The sequence below is a fragment of the Burkholderia sp. BCC1999 genome (genome assembly GCF_905339975.1).
Classification (GTDB): Bacteria; Pseudomonadota; Gammaproteobacteria; order Burkholderiales; family Burkholderiaceae; genus Burkholderia.
In genome coordinates this window covers 118,940-138,487 of sequence record NZ_CAJPHP010000014.1, presented here as the reverse complement: position 1 = coordinate 138,487, position 19,548 = coordinate 118,940, and the positions used below count along the sequence as shown (strand labels likewise).

The 19,548-nt window shown below is 68.1% G+C and carries 21 protein-coding genes and 1 riboswitch; of the genes, 18 read left to right on the top strand and 3 right to left on the bottom strand.

Annotated elements, in window-relative coordinates:
- Position 1: 1 nt before the first annotated feature.
- The 3 genes from U5809_RS21570 to U5809_RS21560 all read right to left on the bottom strand — a co-directional run bounded on the left by U5809_RS21570 (position 2) and on the right by U5809_RS21560 (position 3,937).
- A complete protein-coding gene (locus U5809_RS21570; RefSeq protein ID WP_322088057.1) occupies positions 2-1,264 on the bottom strand; it encodes an MFS transporter in 1,263 nt (420 codons plus the stop codon).
- A 130-nt stretch (positions 1,265-1,394) separates the two neighbouring features.
- Complete coding sequence (locus tag U5809_RS21565; RefSeq protein ID WP_322088056.1) at positions 1,395-2,171, bottom strand: SDR family NAD(P)-dependent oxidoreductase; 777 nt, start codon at positions 2,169-2,171, stop codon at positions 1,395-1,397.
- Positions 2,168-3,937, bottom strand: coding sequence for an ABC transporter ATP-binding protein/permease (locus U5809_RS21560; protein ID WP_322088055.1), 1,770 nt, complete (start codon positions 3,935-3,937; stop codon positions 2,168-2,170). Before U5809_RS21560 ends, U5809_RS21565 begins: the two co-directional genes overlap by 4 nt.
- A 271-nt stretch (positions 3,938-4,208) precedes the next feature.
- Positions 4,209-4,332: riboswitch (TPP riboswitch) on the top strand.
- Positions 4,333-4,557: 225 nt separating this feature from the next.
- Between U5809_RS21560 and U5809_RS21555 the strand changes: the two genes are divergently transcribed.
- The 18 genes from U5809_RS21555 (at position 4,558) to hisB (ending at position 19,533) form a co-directional block, all read left to right on the top strand.
- Entirely contained in the window at positions 4,558-5,694 is a 1,137-nt protein-coding gene (locus tag U5809_RS21555; protein WP_322088054.1) for an FAD-dependent oxidoreductase, read from the top strand.
- Between the two features lie 32 nt (positions 5,695-5,726).
- A complete protein-coding gene (gene thiS / locus U5809_RS21550; RefSeq protein ID WP_014898319.1) occupies positions 5,727-5,924 on the top strand; it encodes a sulfur carrier protein ThiS in 198 nt (65 codons plus the stop codon).
- A 37-nt stretch (positions 5,925-5,961) separates the two neighbouring features.
- Positions 5,962-6,777, top strand: coding sequence for a thiazole synthase (locus U5809_RS21545; protein ID WP_034183640.1), 816 nt, complete (start codon positions 5,962-5,964; stop codon positions 6,775-6,777).
- On the top strand, positions 6,774-7,898 hold the full coding sequence (thiE, locus tag U5809_RS21540; protein WP_322088052.1) for a thiamine phosphate synthase: 1,125 nt from the start codon (positions 6,774-6,776) through the stop codon (positions 7,896-7,898). The genes U5809_RS21545 and thiE overlap by 4 nt, the downstream gene beginning before the upstream one ends.
- 84 nt (positions 7,899-7,982) lie before the next feature.
- Positions 7,983-8,804 (top strand): ABC transporter ATP-binding protein, encoded by an 822-nt coding sequence (locus U5809_RS21535; RefSeq protein WP_124453428.1) that lies wholly within the window; start codon positions 7,983-7,985, stop codon positions 8,802-8,804.
- Positions 8,801-9,568 carry a lipid asymmetry maintenance ABC transporter permease subunit MlaE gene (mlaE, locus tag U5809_RS21530; protein WP_176051090.1) on the top strand — a complete coding sequence of 256 codons (768 nt, stop codon included), beginning with the start codon at positions 8,801-8,803 and terminating at the stop codon, positions 9,566-9,568. Before U5809_RS21535 ends, mlaE begins: the two co-directional genes overlap by 4 nt.
- 24 nt (positions 9,569-9,592) lie before the next feature.
- A complete protein-coding gene (gene mlaD / locus U5809_RS21525; protein WP_176051089.1) occupies positions 9,593-10,144 on the top strand; it encodes an outer membrane lipid asymmetry maintenance protein MlaD in 552 nt (183 codons plus the stop codon).
- Between the two features lie 31 nt (positions 10,145-10,175).
- Complete coding sequence (locus tag U5809_RS21520; RefSeq protein WP_282507470.1) at positions 10,176-11,135, top strand: VacJ family lipoprotein; 960 nt, start codon at positions 10,176-10,178, stop codon at positions 11,133-11,135.
- Positions 11,136-11,246: 111 nt separating this feature from the next.
- Positions 11,247-11,876 (top strand): ABC transporter substrate-binding protein, encoded by a 630-nt coding sequence (locus tag U5809_RS21515; protein WP_322088089.1) that lies wholly within the window; start codon positions 11,247-11,249, stop codon positions 11,874-11,876.
- On the top strand, positions 11,873-12,148 hold the full coding sequence (locus tag U5809_RS21510; protein WP_322088051.1) for a lipid asymmetry maintenance protein MlaB: 276 nt from the start codon (positions 11,873-11,875) through the stop codon (positions 12,146-12,148). Before U5809_RS21515 ends, U5809_RS21510 begins: the two co-directional genes overlap by 4 nt.
- 192 nt (positions 12,149-12,340) lie before the next feature.
- A complete protein-coding gene (locus U5809_RS21505; protein ID WP_282506479.1) occupies positions 12,341-13,267 on the top strand; it encodes an ABC transporter ATP-binding protein in 927 nt (308 codons plus the stop codon).
- Complete coding sequence (locus tag U5809_RS21500) at positions 13,264-14,019, top strand: ABC transporter permease (RefSeq protein ID WP_011350723.1); 756 nt, start codon at positions 13,264-13,266, stop codon at positions 14,017-14,019. The genes U5809_RS21505 and U5809_RS21500 overlap by 4 nt, the downstream gene beginning before the upstream one ends.
- 57 nt (positions 14,020-14,076) lie before the next feature.
- Positions 14,077-14,316, top strand: coding sequence for a BolA family protein (locus tag U5809_RS21495; protein WP_006477131.1), 240 nt, complete (start codon positions 14,077-14,079; stop codon positions 14,314-14,316).
- Positions 14,317-14,330: 14 nt separating this feature from the next.
- Positions 14,331-15,680: a UDP-N-acetylglucosamine 1-carboxyvinyltransferase gene (gene murA, locus U5809_RS21490; protein ID WP_176051086.1), complete on the top strand. Its 1,350-nt coding sequence runs from the start codon at positions 14,331-14,333 to the stop codon at positions 15,678-15,680.
- A complete protein-coding gene (gene hisG / locus U5809_RS21485; RefSeq protein ID WP_012327780.1) occupies positions 15,677-16,330 on the top strand; it encodes an ATP phosphoribosyltransferase in 654 nt (217 codons plus the stop codon). Before murA ends, hisG begins: the two co-directional genes overlap by 4 nt.
- Before the next feature lie 24 nt (positions 16,331-16,354).
- Positions 16,355-17,671 carry a histidinol dehydrogenase gene (hisD, locus tag U5809_RS21480; protein WP_282506481.1) on the top strand — a complete coding sequence of 439 codons (1,317 nt, stop codon included), beginning with the start codon at positions 16,355-16,357 and terminating at the stop codon, positions 17,669-17,671.
- Positions 17,672-17,806: 135 nt separating this feature from the next.
- Positions 17,807-18,880 carry a histidinol-phosphate transaminase gene (hisC, locus tag U5809_RS21475; protein ID WP_322088050.1) on the top strand — a complete coding sequence of 358 codons (1,074 nt, stop codon included), beginning with the start codon at positions 17,807-17,809 and terminating at the stop codon, positions 18,878-18,880.
- A gap of 65 nt (positions 18,881-18,945) precedes the next feature.
- Positions 18,946-19,533, top strand: coding sequence for an imidazoleglycerol-phosphate dehydratase HisB (hisB, locus tag U5809_RS21470; RefSeq protein ID WP_059232569.1), 588 nt, complete (start codon positions 18,946-18,948; stop codon positions 19,531-19,533).
- Positions 19,534-19,548 lie beyond the last annotated feature (15 nt).

Sequence of the window (19,548 nt, the reverse complement as noted above, 5' to 3'; positions counted from 1 at the left end):
CTCACGACGCGACGGCCGGATCGTCGACGAGCGACTTGCCGCGCGTTTCGGGCAGCACGAGCGCGGCGACGATCACGAGCAGGTAGCCGCCCCCCGCGACGAGGCCGATCGCCTTCACGAGCGACATCGACTGCGACAGCGAGCCGACGAGGATCGGGAAGAACGAGCCGAGCCCGCGGCCGAGGTTGTAGCAGAAGCCCTGGCCCGAGCCGCGGATCGCGCCCGGATACAGTTCCGACAGATACGCGCCGACGCCCGCGAAGATCCCCTGCACGACGATGCCGAGCGGGAAGCCGAGCAGCAGCATCGCGGTATCGGTGATCGGCAGCATCGTGTACGCCATGCCGAGCGAGAACGAGCCGATCGCGAACAGGATGAACGACGCGCGGCGGCCGAGCCGGTCGGACAGGATCGCGCCGACCACGTAGCCGACGAACGAGCCGACGATCAGCACGACGAGATAGCCGCTCGTGTTGAACACCGACAGGTGGCGGACGGTTTTCAGGTAGGTGGGCAGCCACGTCGTGATCGCGTAGTAGCCGCCGAGCATGCCGGTGCACAGCGCGCTGCCGAACAGCGTCGCGCGCAGGTGCGGCGGCGAGAAGATCTCGAGGAAGTGGCCCGACACGCGGCCTTCGTCGCGTGCGCGGCGCGTGGCCGTGTAGATGTCGGGATCGCTGACGTTGCGGCGGATGTACAGGATCCACAGCGCGGGTGCGATGCCGATCCAGAAGCACGCGCGCCACGCGATCTGCTCGGGCAGCAGCGCGAAGAACGCCCAGTAGAGGATCGCGGCCGCGCCCCAGCCGAACGACCAGCTGCTCTGCACGGTGCCGACGGCCTTCGCGCGATGCTCGGGCGAGCGGATCGTCTCGGCCATCATGATCGTCACGACCGACCATTCGCCGCCGAAACCGAAGCCCTGCAGCGTGCGCGTGGCGAGCAACTGCCAGAACGAATGCGTGAAACCGGACAGGCACGTGAACAACGCGAACGTCGCGATCGTCCACTGCAGCACGCGCACGCGGCCGTAGCGGTCGGCGAGGATGCCGGCGACCCAGCCGCCGATCGCCGACGAGATCAGCGAGCTCGTCGCGATCATCCCGGCCTCGCTCTTCGACATGCCCCACGTGGCGATCAGCGTCGGAATCAGGAACGAATAGATCATGAAGTCGAACGCATCGACCGCGTAGCCGCCGAAGCCGGCGTACAGCGTCCGGCGCTCGCGCGTCGACAGTTCGTTGAACCACTGGAATGCCTGCATGCTTGCCGCCCCCTCTCGTCTTGTCTCGTTCTCGCGCTGCCGCGTGGCGATTATTTTACGGTCGCGATCCCGCGCGCCAAAAAAGGCGACCGCAGGTTCGTTCGGGCAGGCAGTGGGAGGGTAGGACGCTTCAGAGCGTCAGGCCGCCGTCGACGTGAATGACCTGGCCGGTGATCTGCCGCGCCGCATCGGACAGCAGGAATGCGATCAGCGCGGCGACGTCGTCGGGTTCGGCGATCCGGCCGAGCGGCGTCGCCTGTTCGGCCTGCGCCCACGCGGCGGCGTTGCCGGCGCTCGGGCCGTGGTCCTTGCGCGTGAAGCCCGGCGCGACCGCGTTCACGGTGATGCCGTGCGCGGCGAATTCGGCGGCGGCGGTGCGCACGAGCGATTCGAGCGCGGCCTTCGCGGCGGCGGTCGCCGCGAACGGCGCATCGGCGCGGTAGCGGTGTGCGACGAACGAACTGACCGCGACGATTCGCGGCGTGGCCGACGCTTCGAGCAGCGGCCGCGCGCGGCCTGCGAGCGCGGAGAACGCGCCGGGCATCGCCGCGAAGGCGGCGGCGAGCGCGTCCGTGGAAAGATCGGAAAAGGATTGCCGCGCGGCGAAGCCGGCATTCGCGACGAGCTGATCGAGCCCGCCGAAATGTGTAGCGGTGCTCTCGACCAGCGCGGCGGCGACACCCGGTTCGCCAAGATCGCCGGTCAGCGTGATGCACTCGGCGCCGGCCGTCGTGCATGCGTGGGCGACTTCGGCAAGGCGTGCCCGCGCTGAATCGTCCGCGCCGCGCGCATGCAGCGCCAGCGCGATGCCGGGCGCCGCGAGCCGCCGTGCGAGCGCCGCGCCGATCCCCGAGCCAGCGCCGGTGATCAGCGCGATGCGTTCGAGGGGCGCGGCGCGTGCACTCACGCGGCGACCTTGTCGCCGGCGTTCACGCGTTCGACGTTGATCGTGCCTACGTGGAACGCGGCCAGCGACTCGCGGTGCGCGATGCTGACGATCGCGGCCTTCGGCAGCCGTTCGGCGAACAGGTGATAGAGGCGTGCCTCGTTGTCGGCGTCGAGCGCGCTGGTGGCTTCGTCGAGGAACAGGAAGTCGGGCTTGTGCAGCAGCACGCGTGCGCCGGCAAGACGCTGCTGCTCGCCCGGCGACAGCACGCGCGTCCAGTGCGCGGTCTCGTCGAGGCGGTCGACGTAATCCTCGAGGCGGCACGCGCGCAGCGCGTCGCGGCACGCTTCGTCGCTGAACGCGTCGGGTGTCGCCGGATAGGTGAGCGCGGCCTTCAGCGTGCCGATCGGCAGATAGCTCGTCTGCGGCACGAACATCATCCGCGCGCCGACGGGCGCGTCGATCGCGCCGTCCCCGAACGGCCACAGGCCCGCGAGCGCACGCATGAACGTGCTCTTGCCGGAACCCGACTTGCCGATCACGAGCCAGCGCGAGCCCGGCTCGATCGTGACGTTGCCGATGTTCGCGAGCGCGTTGCCGTTCGGCAGCGCGAGCTTCAGCGACGACGTCGACAGCTTCGCATCGTCGATGTAGTGCAGGTTGATGCCGCCGTGCTCGGTCGCGGGCGACAGGCTTTCCTTCAGGTGCGACGTGCCCATCACGCGCTTGAATTCGCGCAGACGGTTGACGGTGGCGCGCCATTCGACGAGGGTCGAGTAGCTGTTGATGAACCACGAGAACGAATCGCTGACGGTGCCGAACGCGGACGAGATCTGCATCAGCACGCCGAACGAGAACGCACCCGCGAAATAGCGCGGCGCGGCGACGACGAGCGGAAAGATGATCGCGATCTGCCCGTAGAAGCTCAGCACGAACGTGAGCCGCTTCGTGTACTTCATCACGCGCCACCAGTTGTCGCGGATGCGCATGAAGAGGGTCTGCGCGTTGCCTGCCTCGGTCTTCTCGCCGTCGTAGAACGCGATCTGCTCGGCGTTCTCGCGCACGCGGATCAGCCCGAAGCGGAAATCGGCCTCGACGCGCTGCTGCTGGTAGTTGATCGACACGAGCGGATGGCCGACCTTCTGGATGATCAGCGAGCCGATCACCGCGTACAGCGCGGCCGCCCACACCATGTAGCCGGGAATCGAGATCGGCGTCGCGCCGAGCGTGAACGTCAGCGCGCCGGCGAGCGACCACAGGATCGTGATGAACGACACGAGCGTGACGACCGTCGACAGCAGGTCGAGCGACAGTGCGAGCGTCGTGGTCGCGAACGACTGGAGGTCGTCGGTGATCCGCTGGTCGGGGTTGTCGGCGAGACGATCACGTTCGATCCGGTAGAACGCGCGATCGCCGAGCCACTGGCCGAGGAAGCGGTCGGTGAGCCACTGGCGCCAGCGGAAGCCGAGCATCTGCCGCAGGTAGCGGCCGTACACGGCGAGGATGATGAAGGCGAACGCGAGCGCGGAGAACTGCATCAGCAGGTTCGGGAAGTCGTGGACGTCCTTCGACTGCAGCGCGTTGTAGAACTCGGCGTTCCACTTGTTCAGCCGGACGTTGATCCAGACCACGCAGAGGTTGATCGCGATGATCGTGACCAGCAGGCCCCACGCGAATTTCCATTCGGACGATACCCAGTAGGGCTTGATGAGGCTCCATGCGGATACCGGGCGCTCGTCCTGCGGCGCGTCGGAGGCGGAGCGGACGGGATCGATCGATTGGGTCATGTGCTTCCTGATGAGTAGCCGGCGCGCGGGCCGGGCGAAGCCGGGCGCGCGCCGCGATACGGCATGCCGGGGCGCGGCGCCGACTGACGGCGGGCGCACGGATGGTCGCCCGCGCGTCTTAAACGGCACTTAAGGGCCGGCGGTGACGCGGCAACCGGCCGCTTGCCGCGGCCGGCCTGCGGGCATTGTGCCAGAGCGGCGCGGGCCGACGGCGAATTTGCACCATGGGGGACAGTTTGCGGCGCTTTCCGCTTTTATGGTCTAATGGCCGACGACGAAACAGGGGTGCTTCGTGGCGCGGCCGGCGGATGTTCCAGGCGGCGCGGCGAGGCTGAGAAAAACCCTTTGCACCCGATCCGGGTAATACCGGCGAGGGAAGTTTCTGATCCCGCCGGGCCGCGCTGGCCGCCATCCCACATGGTCAGCGCCCGAGTCCCGCCCGGCCGGCCTTTGCTGCCGGTTTCGTCCTTTTGGGTACGCGCATTGCGCGTTACGGAAGGAATGATGACCGCACAATCTTCAGTCTTTTGCTTGATTCCCGGCCCGATGCCGCGTGCGTTCGCACGGGGCGGCGCGCGCGCGTCGACGTTCGTCGTGCACGCTTGCGTGGAGGGCGCGCGATGAACGTCCAGGATGCACGGCCCGATTTCGCGGTGCTCGGCGGCGGCCTCGTCGGCCGCCTGATCGCATGGCGGCTCGCGGGCGACGGGCACCGCGTCGCGCTCTACGAGCGCGGCGGCCCGGACGGCGAGCAGTCGGCTGCGTGGATCGCCGCCGCGATGCTCGCGCCGCTCGCGGAAGCGGCGAGCGCGGAGCTGCTGATCACCGAGCTCGGCGCCGCGTCGCTCGAACGCTGGCCGCAGTGGCTCGCGGAATTGCCCGAACCCGTCTTCTTCCAGCATCACGGCACACTCGTCGTCTGGCACCACGCGGACCGCGCGGAGGCGCCGCTGTTCGAGCGGCGCGTGCGCGCGAACGCGCCGGCCGACCTGTTCGGCGGCGGCTTCGTGACGCTCGCCGGCGCGCAGGTCGATGCGGCCGAGCCGGTGCTCGCGGGCCGCTTCGCGCGCGGCCTGCTGCTGCCGAACGAAGGCCAGCTCGACAATCGCCAGGCGCTGCGCGCGCTGGCTGCGGGCCTCGCCGAACGCGGCGTCGACCTGCACTGGCACGTCACGATCGACGATGCGAACCTGCCCGCCGCGCATTTCACGATCGATTGCCGCGGGCTCGGCGCGAAATCCGCGCTGCCCGCGCTGCGCGGCATCCGCGGTGAAGTCGCGCGCGTGCATGCGCCGGGCATCGGGCTCACCCGGCCCGTGCGGCTGCTGCATCCGCGGTACCCGCTGTACATCGCGCCGAAGCAGGACGATCTCTATGTGATCGGCGCGACCGAGGTGGAGGGCGAGGACATGTCGCCCGTCAGCGTGCGCTCCGCGCTCGAACTGCTGAGCGCGGCGTTCTCCGTGCACCCGGCGTTCGGCGAGGCGCGCATCCTCGAACTCAATGCGCAGTGCCGGCCGACGCTGCCAGATCACCGCCCGGCGGTGATCTGGGACGGCGCGTCGACGCTCGCCGTCAACGGCCTGTACCGGCACGGCTTCATGATCGCGCCGGAAGTCGCGCAGGCGGCCGTCGCGTTCGCGCAAGCCGCGCTCGGCGGCGCGTTCGGCGACGCCGACGCGTTCGCCGCGTGGCGCGACGCCGCGCGCTGGCCGACGCTCCTTCATCACCGCAGCGACGCGCGCCAGCCGGCCTGACGCGCGCCGCCGACCGAATCCGACCGAGCCTCATGGATATCCAGATCAACCAACAGACCCTGACGCTGCCCGACGGTGCGACGGTGGCCGACGCGCTCGCCGCGTACGGCGCGCGTCCGCCGTACGCGGTTGCGCTGAACGGCAATTTCGTCGCGCGCACGCAGCATGCGGCGCGCGCGCTCGCGACGGGCGACAAGCTCGACGTCGTGCACCCCGTCGCGGGCGGCTGACGCCGCCGGTTCGCCCCCGCTCTTCCAGGAAAACGACATGACGTCCCTCACATCCGCCGACGCGCTGACGCTGTACGGCGAAACCTTCGCAAGCCGCGTGCTGCTCGGCACGTCGCGCTATCCGTCGCTGCAGTCGCTGTCCGATTCGATCGCCGCGTCGCGTCCCGGTATGGTGACGGTCGCGCTGCGCCGCCAGATGACGGGCGGCACGGCCGAAGCCGGCTTCTTCGACCTGCTCAAGCGCCACGCGGTGCCGCTGCTGCCGAACACGGCCGGCTGCCAGACCGTCGCCGAGGCCGTGACGACCGCGCACATGGCGCGCGAGGTATTCGGCACCGACTGGATCAAGCTCGAGCTGATCGGCGACGACTACACGCTGCAGCCCGATCCGGTCGGGCTGATCGAGGCCGCCGCGCAACTGGTCAAGGACGGTTTCAAGGTGCTGCCGTACTGCACCGAGGATCTCGTGATCGGCCGGCGCCTGCTCGATGTCGGCTGCGAGGCGCTGATGCCATGGGGGGCGCCGATCGGCACGGGCAAGGGCGTCGTGAACCCGTACGGCCTGCGCGTGCTGCGCGAGCGGCTGCCCGACGTGCCGCTGATCGTCGACGCGGGGCTCGGCGTGCCGTCGCATGCTTGCCAGGTGATGGAGTGGGGTTTCGACGGCGTGCTGCTGAACACGGCCGTGTCGCAGGCCACGCACCCGGAGATCATGGCGCGCGCCTTTGCGCAGGGCGTCGAAGCGGGGCGTGCCGCGTATCTGGCGGGGCCGATGGACGCGCGCGAAACCGCGCACGCCAGCACGCCGGTCGTCGGCATGCCGTTCTGGCACCAGGACGGGGGCGGCGCATGAGCGCGCGCTTCGCCGATGCATTCTGGCCGCCGGCCGACGAGCTGGCCGAAGCGGCCGAACGGATTCGCGCCCGCCTCGGCGACTGGCCGTACGGCGCGGCGCCGTGGCGGCTCTGCGTGGCAGCGCCCGACGCGCCGGCCGACGGCGACGTGCTGATCGTGTCGGCCGGCGACCGCACCGCGCAGGCGCGCGCGTCCGCCGCATCGCGGCCGGCCTCGCCGGACGCGGTCGCGATCGAATTCGACGAGCAGGGCGCGGTGCTGCATGCGGCGGGCGCGCGCTACGCGCTCGAAGCCGCGCATCCGCTGGCGGACGACTGGATCGCGGCCCTCGCGGCATTCCTCGATTGCGGCTTCGCGCCGGTTGATGCACTGGTGCTCGCGCTGGCCTGGCGCGACGGCGACGAGACGCGCGCGGACGATGCGTGGCCGGTCGACGCCGCGCGGTTCCCCAGGGTCGCCGGGCTGCCGCCCGCGCCGGAGCCGGCGTTCGCGCCGTGCCCCGCGCAACTCGGCCTCTATCCGGTCGTCCCCGATGCGGACTGGGTCGAACGCGTGCTCGATGGCGGCGCGCGGACCGTGCAACTGCGCGTGAAAGGCGCGACGCCGGATGCGCTGCGCAGGGAAATCGCGCGTGCGGTCGCGGCGGGGCGCCGCTATCCCGATGCGCGCGTGTTCATCAACGATCACTGGCAGATCGCAGCAGATGAGGGCGCGTACGGCGTTCATCTGGGTCAGGAAGACCTCGAGACGGCCGATCTGGCCGCAATTGCTCGCGCGGGCCTGCGGCTCGGACTTTCGAGCCATGGTTATTACGAGATGTTGCGGGCGTTGCACGAGCGCCCGAGCTACCTCGCGCTCGGCCCCGTCTACGCGACCGCCACGAAGGCCGTTGCCGCGCCGCCGCAGGGCCTCGCGCGAATTGCCCGCTATGCGCGCTTCGCGGGCGCGCGGGCGCCGCTCGTCGCGATCGGCGGGGTGGGGCTCGACGCGCTGCCGGCCGTGCTGGCGACGGGCGTCGGCAGTGTGGCGGTGGTCAGTGCGGTCACGGGCGCAGCCGACTATCGGACGGCGCTTATTGCACTGCAGCAGTGCTTTCCCGGACAATTTGACAATCATTGACCGCAGGGCCCGGAACGGCGTCACGACATCATTCCAATGCAGGCCCTATAATTCGGCGTTCTGCGTATAAGGACTGTCAGCTCCGTGAGCCCCACTCCTACCGAGACCCTGCTGGAACTTCGCGACGTCGACTTTGGCTACGGCGACCGCCTCGTCCTGTCCAACCTGAACCTGCGCTTCGGGCGTGGGCAGGTCGTCGCGGTCATGGGCGGCTCGGGTTGCGGCAAGACCACCGTGCTGCGCCTGGTCGGCGGCCTCGTGCGCGCGCGTCGCGGCCAGGTGCTGTTCGACGGCGCCGATGTCGGCGCGCAAACGCGTGACGGCCTGTATGCGCTGCGCCGCAAGATGGGCATGCTGTTCCAGTTCGGCGCGTTGTTCACCGACATGTCGGTATTCGAGAACGTCGCGTTCGCGCTGCGCGAACATACCGACCTGCCCGAAGACCTGATCCGCGATCTCGTGCTGATGAAGCTCAACGCGGTCGGCCTGCGCGGCGCGCGCGACCTGATGCCGTCCGAGGTATCGGGCGGGATGGCGCGCCGGATCGCGCTCGCCCGCGCGATCGCGCTCGATCCGCAGCTCATCATGTACGACGAGCCGTTCGCGGGCCTCGACCCGATCTCGCTCGGCATCACCGCGAACCTGATCCGCACGCTGAACCAGGCACTCGGCGCGACGTCGATCCTCGTCACGCACGACGTGCCGGAATCGTTCGCGATCGCCGACTACGTGTACTTTCTGGCCAACGGCGGCGTGCTCGCGCAGGGTACGCCCGACGAGCTGCGCGCGTCGACCGATCCGAGCGTGCGGCAGTTCATCGACGGCGCACCGGACGGCCCGTTCAAATTTCATTACACGAGCCCGCCGCTCGCAGCGGATTTCGGGCTCGGCGGAGGGCGCGCATGATCAGCGCGATCGGACGTTACGTCATCGGCGGCCTCGAGCGCGCGGGCTACGGCACGCGGCTGTTCGTGCGCCTCGTGCTGGAATTCTTCCCGCTGCTGCGCCGGCCGCGGCTGGTCACGAAGCAGATCCACTTCCTCGGCAACTATTCGTTCGTGATCATTGCCGTGTCGGGGCTGTTCGTCGGCTTCGTGCTCGGCCTGCAGGGGTATTACACGCTGAACCGCTACGGTTCCGAGCAGGCGCTCGGCCTGCTGGTCGCGCTGTCGCTCGTGCGCGAGCTCGGGCCGGTCGTTACCGCGCTGCTGTTCGCGGGCCGCGCGGGCACGTCGCTCACGGCCGAGATCGGTCTGATGAAAGCCGGCGAACAGCTCACCGCGCTCGAGATGATGGCGGTCGACCCGATCAAGACGGTGATCGCGCCGCGCCTGTGGGCCGGCATCATCGCGATGCCGCTGCTTGCCGCGATCTTCAACGCGGTCGGCGTGCTTGGCGGGTACTTCGTCGGCGTCGTGCTGATCGGCGTCGATCCGGGCGCGTTCTGGTCGCAGATGCAGGGCGGGGTCCAGGTCTGGGCCGACGTCGGCAACGGTGTGATCAAGAGCATCGTGTTCGGGTTCGCGGTGACCTTCATTGCGCTGTATCAGGGGTATGAAGCGAAGCCCACGCCCGAAGGCGTGTCGCGCGCGACCACCAAGACGGTCGTGTTCGCGTCGCTCGCCGTACTCGGCCTCGATTTCCTGCTGACCGCGCTGATGTTCAGCTAGGCCTCAGCCAAGCCAAATTTTGGGATGACGATGAAAAAGACTGCTCTCGACTTCTGGGTCGGCCTGTTCGTGGTGGTGGGCTTCCTTGCGGTGCTGTTCCTGGCGCTGAAGGTCGGCAACATGAGCTCGCTGTCGTTTCAGCCGACCTATGCAGTGAAGATGAAATTCGACAATATCGGCGGGTTGAAGCCGCGCGCGGCCGTGAAGAGTGCCGGCGTCGTGGTCGGCCGCGTGAAGTCGATCGGCTTCGACACGAACACCTACCAGGCGCTCGTGACGATCGATGTCGACGGCCAGTATCAATTCCCGAAGGATTCGTCGGCGAAGATCCTGACGTCGGGCCTGCTCGGCGAGCAATATATTGGCCTCGACCCGGGCGGTGACACCGAAATGCTGAAGACGGGCGATACGATCACGATGACGCAGTCGGCGATCGTGCTCGAGAACCTGATCGGCCAGTTCCTGTACAGCAAGGCCGCCGATGCGGGCGGTGCGAAGCCGGCAGCCGGTGCACCGGCTGCGCCGGCACCGGTGGCGGTTCCGGCGTCGGCAGTGTCCGGCGCGGCGGCCCAATAACCACACGAGAGAAAAGAAGAGGGTAATGACCATGCAGACGATCCGCATCAGGCACGCCGCGCTGGCGGTAGCGGCAGTCGCCGCGTTGAGCGGCTGCGCGACCGTGCAGACGCCGACCAAGGGCGATCCGCTCGAAGGCTTCAACCGGACGATGTACACGTTCAACGACACGGTCGACACGTACGCGCTGAAGCCGGTCGCGAAGGGCTACCAGTACGTGGTGCCGCAGCCGGTGCGCGACAGCGTGACGAACTTCTTCTCGAACATCGGCGATGTCTACATCGCGGCGAACAACATCGTGCAGCTGCGGATCGCGGACGGCGTCGGCGACATCATGCGCGTGGTGATCAACACGGTGTTCGGCGTCGGCGGCCTGTTCGACGTCGCGACGATCGCGAAGCTGCCGAAGCACACGGCCGACTTCGGGATCACGATGGGCCGCTACGGCATGCCGTCGGGCCCGTACCTCGTGCTGCCGCTGCTCGGCCCGAGCACGCTGCGCGACACGGCCGGCCTCGGCGTCGACTACGTCGGCAACCCGCTCACCTACGTGAAGCCGGACGGCCTGAGCTGGGGCCTGTTCGGCGTCAACCTCGTCAACACGCGTTCGAACCTGCTCGGCGCCGGCGACGTGCTGGATGCCGCGGCGCTCGACAAGTATTCGTTCGTGCGCAACGCGTACCTGCAGCGCCGCCAGATGCTGATCAGCAACGCGCGCGGTGAGGCAGCCGCGACGTCGAGCAACGACGCGCTGCCGAAGTACGACCTGCCGGAAGACGGCGCGGCACCGGCGGCAGCCGGCGCGGCCGGTACGGCGGGCGCAGCAGCGGTGGGCGGGGCGCCGGCGGGTGCATCGGGCGCGGCGGTTGCCGCGCCGGCCTCGGGCACGGCCGAATCGCCGAATCCGGCCAGCGAAACGAACGTGCCGGCGATGCAGGTGGCGCCGCCGTCGCCGGGCGGGTTCCGCTTCCCGAGCATCCGGCTGCACTGACGGATTTACATTCGTTACAGCCGGAAACGATTCAGTCGGTAGCGTGCGCGAACTTGCGCGTAAGCTACCTGCTCCAACCTTCGCATCGACTCATTCATGCAGGTCACTATGATGAAAAAACTGTTCCTGATCCCCGTTTTCGCGGCGCTGTTCTCGTTCGGCAGCGCAGCCCACGCGCAAGTCGACCAGTCGAACCCGCAGGCGCTGATCAAGACGGCGACGCAGCAGGTGCTCGACGAAGTCAAGCAGCAGACGATCAAGCAAGGCGATACCAATCGCATCATCACGATCGTCAACAAGGACATCCTGCCGTACACCGATTTCCGCCGCACGACGCAGCTCGCGATGGGCCGCAACTGGCGCACGGCGACGGCCGAGCAGCAGCAGCAGGTTCAGGAGCAGTTCAAGCTGCTGCTGATCCGCACGTACTCGGGCGCGCTGGCGCAGCTGAAGCCGGACCAGCAGATCCAGTACCCGCCGTTCCGTGCCGATCCGGCCGATACCGATGTCGTGGTCAAGACGGTCGCGATGAACAACGGCCAGCCGGTCCAGATCGATTACCGCCTGTACAAGTCGGCAAGCGGCTGGAAGGTGTATGACCTGAACGTGCTCGGCGCGTGGCTGATCCAGACGTACCAGCAGCAGTTCAACGAGAAGATCCAGCAAAGCGGCGTGGACGGCCTGATCCAGTTCCTCACGCAGCGCAACCAGCAACTTGCCTCCGGCAAGCAAGCGTCGTGAGCGGTTTCGAAGCCGGCTCCTCGCTGACCGTCGCGAGCGCGAAGTCCGCGCTCGCGGACGGTCTTGCGCGCATCGGCGCGGGCGCCACCGCCGTCGATTGCGCGGCGCTGACGCAGTTCGACTCGTCCGCGCTCGCCGTGCTGCTCGCATGGCAACGTGCCGCCAAGTCGCGCGGCGCGACCCTCGACATCCTCAATCTCCCTCCGAAGCTCGCCAGCCTCGCGCGCGCCTACGGCGTCGACGCGCTCATCGAAGGCACCGGGCGACATTGACCCTGTCCGACCGGAGCCTGCCGCGCCAGCCGGCGCGCGCACGCTTCAGGCCGCGTGCCTCCGGCACCGGCTCCACCAGCCGGTTTGCCCTATAATCAAGCGTTTTGCGGGGCAGCCAATCGGCGTCCGGCCCCCATTTTCATTCGCAGCAAGCACAGAATAGGCGTCGCGGCCCTTGCGTCGCGCACAGTCATGTCAGCCATAGAAATCCGTCACGTCAAGAAGCGCTACAAGTCGCTTCAGGCGCTCAAGGGCGTCAGCCTGTCGGTCGAGGAAGGCGAGTTTTTCGGTCTGCTCGGCCCCAACGGCGCAGGCAAGACCACGCTCATCAGTATCCTCGCCGGGCTCGCCCGGGCCGACGAAGGCAGTATCTCGGTGCGCGGCCACGATGTCGTCAAGGACTTCCGTGGTGCGCGCCGCGCGCTCGGCGTCGTGCCGCAGGAACTCGTCTTCGACCCGTTCTTCACCGTTCGCGAGACGCTGCGGATCCAGTCCGGCTATTTCGGGCTGCGCCGCAACGACGACTGGATCGATGAAGTGATGGCCAATCTCGACCTCACCGAGAAGGCCGACGCGAACATGCGCGCGCTGTCGGGCGGGATGAAGCGCCGCGTGCTCGTCGCGCAGGCGCTCGTGCACCGGCCGCCCGTGATCGTGCTCGACGAGCCGACCGCCGGCGTCGACGTGGAGCTGCGCCAGACGCTGTGGAAATTCATCTCGCGCCTGAACCGCGAGGGTCACACGATCGTGCTGACCACCCACTACCTCGAGGAAGCCGAGTCGCTGTGCGACCGCATCGCGATGCTGCGCCGTGGCGAAGTGGTCGCGCTCGACCGCACCGACGCGCTGCTGCGCCGCTTCGCGGGGCTGCAGCTGTACCTGCGGCTTGCGACCGGCGCGCTGCCGTCCGAGCTGCGCGGGCTGGAGTCCGATCCGGCCGCGCGTGCACCGGGCGAGCACCTGCTGCGCCTCGCGAGCTACGACGATGTCGAACGGATCCTCGCGCAATGCCGCGCGGCGGGCTGCACGTTCGACGAGATCGAGGTCCGCAAGGCCGACCTCGAAGATGTGTTCGTCCAGGTGATGAACGGGGCAGACGTCATCGAGGGATTGGCATGAGCGGGTTTCAAACGCTGTTCTACAAGGAACTGCTGCGCTTCTGGAAGGTGTCGTTCCAGACGGTGTGCGCACCGATCGTCACGGCGCTGCTGTACCTGACGATCTTCGGCCACGCACTGTCGGGCCGCGTCGAGGTGTATCCGGGCGTCGAGTACGTGAGCTTTCTCGTGCCGGGCCTCGTGATGATGAGCGTGTTGCAGAACGCGTTCGCGAACAGCTCGTCGTCGCTGATCCAGTCGAAGATCACCGGTAACCTCGTGTTCATGCTGCTGCCGCCGCTGTCGTACCGCGACATCTTCGGCGCGTACGTGCTCGCGTCGGTCGTGCGCGGGCTTGCGGTCGGCACGGGCGTGTTCGTCGTGACGATCTGGTTTATCCCGATGCACTTCGCGGCGCCGCTGTTCATCATTGCGTTCGCGCTACTCGGTTCGGCGATCCTCGGCACGCTCGGCCTGATCGCCGGGATCTGGGCCGAGAAGTTCGACCAGCTCGCCGCGTTCCAGAACTTCCTGATCATGCCGCTGACGTTCCTGTCCGGCGTGTTCTATTCGACGCACTCGCTGCCGCCCGTGTGGCGCGAGATCTCGCGTCTCAATCCGTTTTTCTACATGATCGACGGCTTCCGTTTCGGGTTCTTCGGCGCGTCCGACATCAACCCGTTCGCGAGCCTCGCGATCGTCACCGGTTTCTTCGTGCTGCTCGCGCTGATCGCGATGCGGCTGCTCGCGACCGGCTACAAACTGCGTCATTGATATCGACAGGCTGCGGCCGCCCTCCGGGGCGGCGCGCGCCGACAGGAGCCTTACACCATGTTGCCGACTCCCGAACAGGTCAAGCAATACATCGCCGGCGGTCTCGCCTGCACGCATCTGGAAGTCGAAGGCGACGGCCAGCATTTCTTCGCGACGATCGTGTCGGCGGCCTTCGAAGGCAAGCGTCCGATCCAGCGGCACCAGCTCGTCTATGCGGCGCTCGGCGATCGCATGAAGCAGGAAATTCACGCACTCAGCATGAAGACGCTGACCCCCGCCGAATGGCAGAACGCATAACCGGAAATCACTGAGTGCAAGTCACCGTCAACGAGCGCGACGCCGTCCAGAGCGTCGCCACGGCACACCCGGCCGCCAACGGGGAATCGCAGGGACAGGGGATGGACAAGCTCGTGATCGAAGGCGGCAAGCGCCTGTCCGGCGAGATCGTCGTGTCGGGTGCGAAGAACGCCGCGCTGCCGATCCTGTGCGCGGGGCTGCTCACCGCCGACCCGGTCGACCTCGACAACGTGCCGAACCTGAAGGACGTGCGCACCACGCTGAAGGTGCTGAACCAGATGGGCGTGAAGAGCGAGACCGACGGCTGCCGCGTGCAGCTCGACGCGTCGCGCGTCGACAACCTCGTCGCGCCGTACGAGCTCGTGAAGACGATGCGTGCGTCGATCCTCGTGCTCGGGCCGCTGCTCGCGCGCTTCGGCGAGGCGAAGGTGTCGCTGCCGGGCGGCTGCGCGATCGGCGCGCGTCCGGTCGACCAGCACATCAAGGGCCTGCAGGCGATGGGCGCCGAGATCAGCATCGAGCACGGCTTCATCGAAGCACGCGCGAAGCGCCTGAAGGGCGCGCGCATCGTGACCGACATGATCACGGTGACGGGCACGGAAAACCTGCTGATGGCCGCGACGCTCGCGGACGGCGAGACGGTGATCGAAAACGCGGCACGTGAACCGGAAGTGAGCGATCTCGCACACTTGCTGGTCGCGATGGGCGCGAAAATCGACGGCATCGGCACCGATCGCCTCGTGATCCAGGGCGTCGAGCGGCTGCACGGCGCACGCCATTCGGTGATCCCCGACCGCATCGAGGCCGGCACGTTCCTGTGCGCGGTCGCGGCGGCCGGCGGCGACGTGATGCTGACGGGCGTGCGCCCGCACATCCTCGACGCGGTGATCGACAAACTGCGCGAAGCCGGCGTGTCGATCGAGGAAGGCGACAGCTGGCTGCGCGTGAAGATGGACCGCCGGCCGTCCGCGGTCACGATCCGCACGTCGGAATACCCGGCGTTCCCGACCGACATGCAGGCGCAGTTCATGGCCCTCAATACGGTCGCGACGGGCACCGCGCAAGTCGTCGAAACCATTTTCGAGAACCGCTTCATGCACGTGCAGGAGCTGAACCGGCTCGGCGCGCACATCACGATCGACGGCAATACCGCGCTCGTGACGGGTGTCGAGAAGCTGTCGGGCGCGAACGTGATGGCGACCGACCTGCGTGCATCGGCGAGCCTCGTGATCGCCGGGCTGCGCGCCGAAGGCGAAACGCTCGTCGACCGCATCTATCACCTGGACCGCGGCTACGACCGCATGGAAGCCAAACTGACCGCCGTCGGCGCGAACGTGCGCCGCCTTTCCGGGAGCCAAGCATGACCGCGCCGCTGACCCTCGCCCTGTCGAAGGGCCGGATTTTCGAGGAAACCCTGCCGCTGCTGGCCGCCGCCGGCGTGCAGGTGACCGAGGATCCGGAAACGTCGCGCAAGCTGATCCTGCCGACGACGAACCCGGACCTGCGCGTGATCATCGTGCGCGCGAGCGACGTACCGACCTATGTCGAATACGGCGCGGCCGATTTCGGCGTGGCCGGCAAGGACGTGCTGGTCGAGCACGGCGGCTCCGGCCTGTACCAGCCGATCGATCTGAACATTGCGCGCTGCCGGATGTCGGTGGCCGTGTCGGCCGGCTTCGACTACGCGAGCGCCGTGCGCCAGGGCGCGCGGCTGCGCGTCGCGACGAAGTACGTCGAAACGGCGCGCGAACACTTTGCCGCGAAGGGCGTGCACGTCGACCTGATCAAGCTGTACGGCTCGATGGAGCTGGCGCCGCTGGTCGGGCTGGCCGATGCGATCGTCGACCTCGTCAGCTCGGGCGGCACGCTGAAGGCGAACAATCTGGTCGAGGTCGAGGAGATCATGGCGATCTCGTCGCGCCTCGTCGTGAACCAGGCTGCGCTGAAGTTGAAGCGCGCGGCGCTCAAGCCGATCCTCGACGCGTTCGAACGCGCGTCGCAGAATGGCGGTTGAGCGCATCACCGTAACGGAACTCCCATGTCCATCACCATCCGCAAGCTCGATTCGACAAGCGAAGGCTTCGGCGCCGCACTGCGCGCGTTGCTCGCGTTCGAGGCGAGCGAAGACGAGGCGATCGAGCAATCGGTCGCGCAGATCCTCGCCGACGTGAAGTCGCGCGGCGACGCCGCGGTGCTCGAGTACACGAACCGCTTCGACCGGCTGAGCGCGAACAGCGTCGCCGCGCTCGAACTGCCGCAGGACGCGCTGCAGACGGCGCTCGACGGTCTCGCACCGAAGGCGCGCGCGGCGCTGGAAGCGGCCGCGGCGCGTGTGCGCGCATACCACGAGAAGCAGAAGATCGAGTGCGGCACGCATAGCTGGCAGTACACGGAAGCGGACGGCACGGTGCTCGGCCAGAAGGTCACGCCGCTCGACCGCGTCGGCCTGTACGTGCCGGGCGGCAAGGCCGCGTATCCGTCGTCGGTGCTGATGAACGCGATTCCCGCGCGCGTCGCGGGGGTTGGCGAGATCGTGATGGTCGTGCCGACGCCGGACGGGGTGAAGAACGACCTCGTGCTGGCCGCGGCGCTGCTCGGCGGCGTCGATCGCGTGTTCACGATCGGCGGCGCGCAGGCGGTGGGCGCGCTCGCATACGGCACGGCGACGGTGCCGGCCGTCGACAAGATCTGCGGCCCGGGCAATGCATACGTCGCGTCGGCGAAGCGCCGCGTGTTCGGCACGGTCGGCATCGACATGATCGCGGGGCCGTCGGAAATCCTCGTGCTGTGCGACGGCACGACCGATCCGAACTGGGTCGCGATGGACCTGTTCTCGCAGGCCGAGCACGACGAGCTCGCGCAGTCGATCCTGCTGTGCCCGGACGGCGCGTTCCTCGACCGCGTCGAGAAGGCGATCGCCGAGCTGCTGCCGTCGATGCCGCGCCGGGACGTGATCCGCGCATCGCTCGAAGGGCGCGGCGCGCTGATCAAGGTGCGCGACATGGCCGAAGCGTGCCGGATCGCGAACGACATCGCGCCGGAGCACCTGGAAATCTCGGCGCTGGAACCGCAGCAATGGGGCCAGCAGATCCGCCACGCGGGTGCGATCTTCCTCGGCCGCTACACGAGCGAAAGCCTCGGCGACTACTGTGCGGGCCCGAACCACGTGCTGCCGACGTCGCGCACCGCGCGCTTCTCGTCGCCGCTCGGCGTGTACGACTTCATCAAGCGTTCGAGCCTGATCGAAGTCAGCGCGGAAGGCGCGCAGACGCTCGGCGAGATCGCCTCCGAGCTCGCGTACGGCGAAGGGCTGCAGGCGCATGCGAAGAGCGCCGAGTTCCGGATGAAGGGCTGACCACGCGCTGCGCGGGGCCGGGGCGGGCGCTGCGCGCCGGCCGCACTCGCGAACGGGGCTGGAGACGAGTGCAGGGCGGCAGCCGCCGCCTTGCCGACCATTTGACGCCGGCGCGACGCACGCCGGCTTGGGACCATGACGACGCCACAAGACATCATCCGCCGCGACGTGCTCGCGATGACGAGCTACCCGGTGCCCGACGCGAGCGGGTTCGTGAAGCTCGACGCGATGGAGAACCCGTATCCGCTGCCCGAACCGCTCGCCGCGGCGCTCGGCGAGCGTCTCGCGCAGGTCGCGCTGAACCGCTATCCGGCGCCGCGCCCGGCCGCGCTGCTCGACAAGCTGCGCGACGCGATGGGCGTGCCGGCCGGTTGCGAAGTGCTGCTCGGCAATGGTTCCGACGAAATCATCAGCATGATCTCGGTCGCGTGCGCGCAGCCGGGCGCGAAGGTGCTCGCGCCGGTACCGGGCTTCGTGATGTACGAGCTGTCGGCGAAGCTGGCGCAGCTCGAATTCGTCGGCGTGCCGCTGAAGGCCGACCTGACGCTCGACGTCGACGCGATGCTCGCGGCGATCGCCGAGCACCGGCCCGCGATCGTCTATCTCGCGTACCCGAACAACCCGACCGGCACGCTGTACGACGATGCCGACGTCGAGCGGATCATCGCCACCGCGCGGCACAGCCTGATCGTGATCGACGAGGCGTACCAGCCGTTCGCCGAGCGTTCGTGGCTGCCGCGCGCCACCGAGTTCGACAACATCGTGGTGATGCGCACGGTGTCGAAGCTCGGCCTCGCGGGCATCCGCCTCGGCTATCTCGTCGGGCGGCACGCGTGGCTGACCGAATTCGACAAGGTGCGCCCGCCGTACAACATCAACGTGCTGACCCAGGCGACCGCCGATTTCCTGCTCGACCACCTCGACGTGCTCGATGCGCAGGCGGCCGAGCTGCGGGCGGAACGCACGCGTCTCGCGCAGGCCGTGGCCGCGCTGCCGGGCGCGACGGTGTTCCCGAGCGCCGGCAATTTTCTGCTGGTGCGCGTGCCGGATGCGGCTGCCGTGTTCGATGCGCTGCTCACCGAGCGGGTGCTGGTCAAAAACGTGAGTAAAATGCATCCATTGCTGGCCGAATGCGTGCGGCTGACCGTCGGTTCTCCCGACGAAAACGCCCGCCTGCTGGCCGCCTTGAAACTCGCGCTGCCCGGTTGAGCCCAGGGCGCGGCGGCGCGCGACGATCAATCCCCATTTACTTCAGACTCAATCAAGGAATTGCCATGCGTGTGGCGGAAGTCGTTCGCAATACCAGCGAAACGCAGATCCGTGTGAAGCTCGATCTCGACGGCACCGGCCAGCAGAAGCTGGCCACCGGCGTGCCGTTTCTCGACCATATGCTCGACCAGATCGCGCGACACGGTCTGTTCGATCTCGAGGTCGAAGCGCATGGCGACACGCATATCGACGACCACCACACGGTCGAGGATGTCGGTATCACGCTCGGTCAGGCGGTCGCGAAGGCGATCGGCGACCGCAAGGGCATCCGCCGCTACGGCCATTCGTACGTGCCGCTCGACGAGGCGCTGTCGCGCGTCGTGATCGACTTCTCGGGCCGTCCGGGCCTCGAATTCCACGTGCCGTTCACGCGTGCGCGGATCGGCACGTTCGACGTCGACCTGTCGATCGAGTTCTTCCGCGGTTTCGTGAACCACGCGGGCGTCACGCTGCACATCGACAACCTGCGCGGGATCAACGCGCACCATCAGCTCGAGACGGTGTTCAAGGCCTTCGGCCGTGCGCTGCGCGCGGCGGTGGAGCTCGACGAGCGTGCGGCGGGGCAGATTCCGTCGACGAAAGGCAGCCTCTGATCGTCCGGATGGACG

Bases quoted from the DNA above. Each gene is read 5' to 3' on its own strand.
- U5809_RS21570 (WP_322088057.1), bottom strand. From the start codon at position 1,264: ATGCAGGCATTCCAGTGGTTCAACGAACTGTCGACGCGCGAGCGCCGG.
- U5809_RS21560 (WP_322088055.1), bottom strand. From the start codon at position 3,937: ATGACCCAATCGATCGATCCCGTCCGCTCCGCCTCCGACGCGCCGCAG.
- U5809_RS21555 (WP_322088054.1), top strand. From the start codon at position 4,558: ATGAACGTCCAGGATGCACGGCCCGATTTCGCGGTGCTCGGCGGCGGC.
- thiS (WP_014898319.1), top strand. From the start codon at position 5,727: ATGGATATCCAGATCAACCAACAGACCCTGACGCTGCCCGACGGTGCG.
- U5809_RS21545 (WP_034183640.1), top strand. From the start codon at position 5,962: ATGACGTCCCTCACATCCGCCGACGCGCTGACGCTGTACGGCGAAACC.
- thiE (WP_322088052.1), top strand. From the start codon at position 6,774: ATGAGCGCGCGCTTCGCCGATGCATTCTGGCCGCCGGCCGACGAGCTG.
- mlaE (WP_176051090.1), top strand. From the start codon at position 8,801: ATGATCAGCGCGATCGGACGTTACGTCATCGGCGGCCTCGAGCGCGCG.
- mlaD (WP_176051089.1), top strand. From the start codon at position 9,593: ATGACGATGAAAAAGACTGCTCTCGACTTCTGGGTCGGCCTGTTCGTG.
- U5809_RS21520 (WP_282507470.1), top strand. From the start codon at position 10,176: ATGCAGACGATCCGCATCAGGCACGCCGCGCTGGCGGTAGCGGCAGTC.
- U5809_RS21515 (WP_322088089.1), top strand. From the start codon at position 11,247: ATGAAAAAACTGTTCCTGATCCCCGTTTTCGCGGCGCTGTTCTCGTTC.
- U5809_RS21505 (WP_282506479.1), top strand. From the start codon at position 12,341: ATGTCAGCCATAGAAATCCGTCACGTCAAGAAGCGCTACAAGTCGCTT.
- U5809_RS21500 (WP_011350723.1), top strand. From the start codon at position 13,264: ATGAGCGGGTTTCAAACGCTGTTCTACAAGGAACTGCTGCGCTTCTGG.
- U5809_RS21495 (WP_006477131.1), top strand. From the start codon at position 14,077: ATGTTGCCGACTCCCGAACAGGTCAAGCAATACATCGCCGGCGGTCTC.
- hisG (WP_012327780.1), top strand. From the start codon at position 15,677: ATGACCGCGCCGCTGACCCTCGCCCTGTCGAAGGGCCGGATTTTCGAG.
- hisD (WP_282506481.1), top strand. From the start codon at position 16,355: ATGTCCATCACCATCCGCAAGCTCGATTCGACAAGCGAAGGCTTCGGC.
- hisC (WP_322088050.1), top strand. From the start codon at position 17,807: ATGACGACGCCACAAGACATCATCCGCCGCGACGTGCTCGCGATGACG.
- hisB (WP_059232569.1), top strand. From the start codon at position 18,946: ATGCGTGTGGCGGAAGTCGTTCGCAATACCAGCGAAACGCAGATCCGT.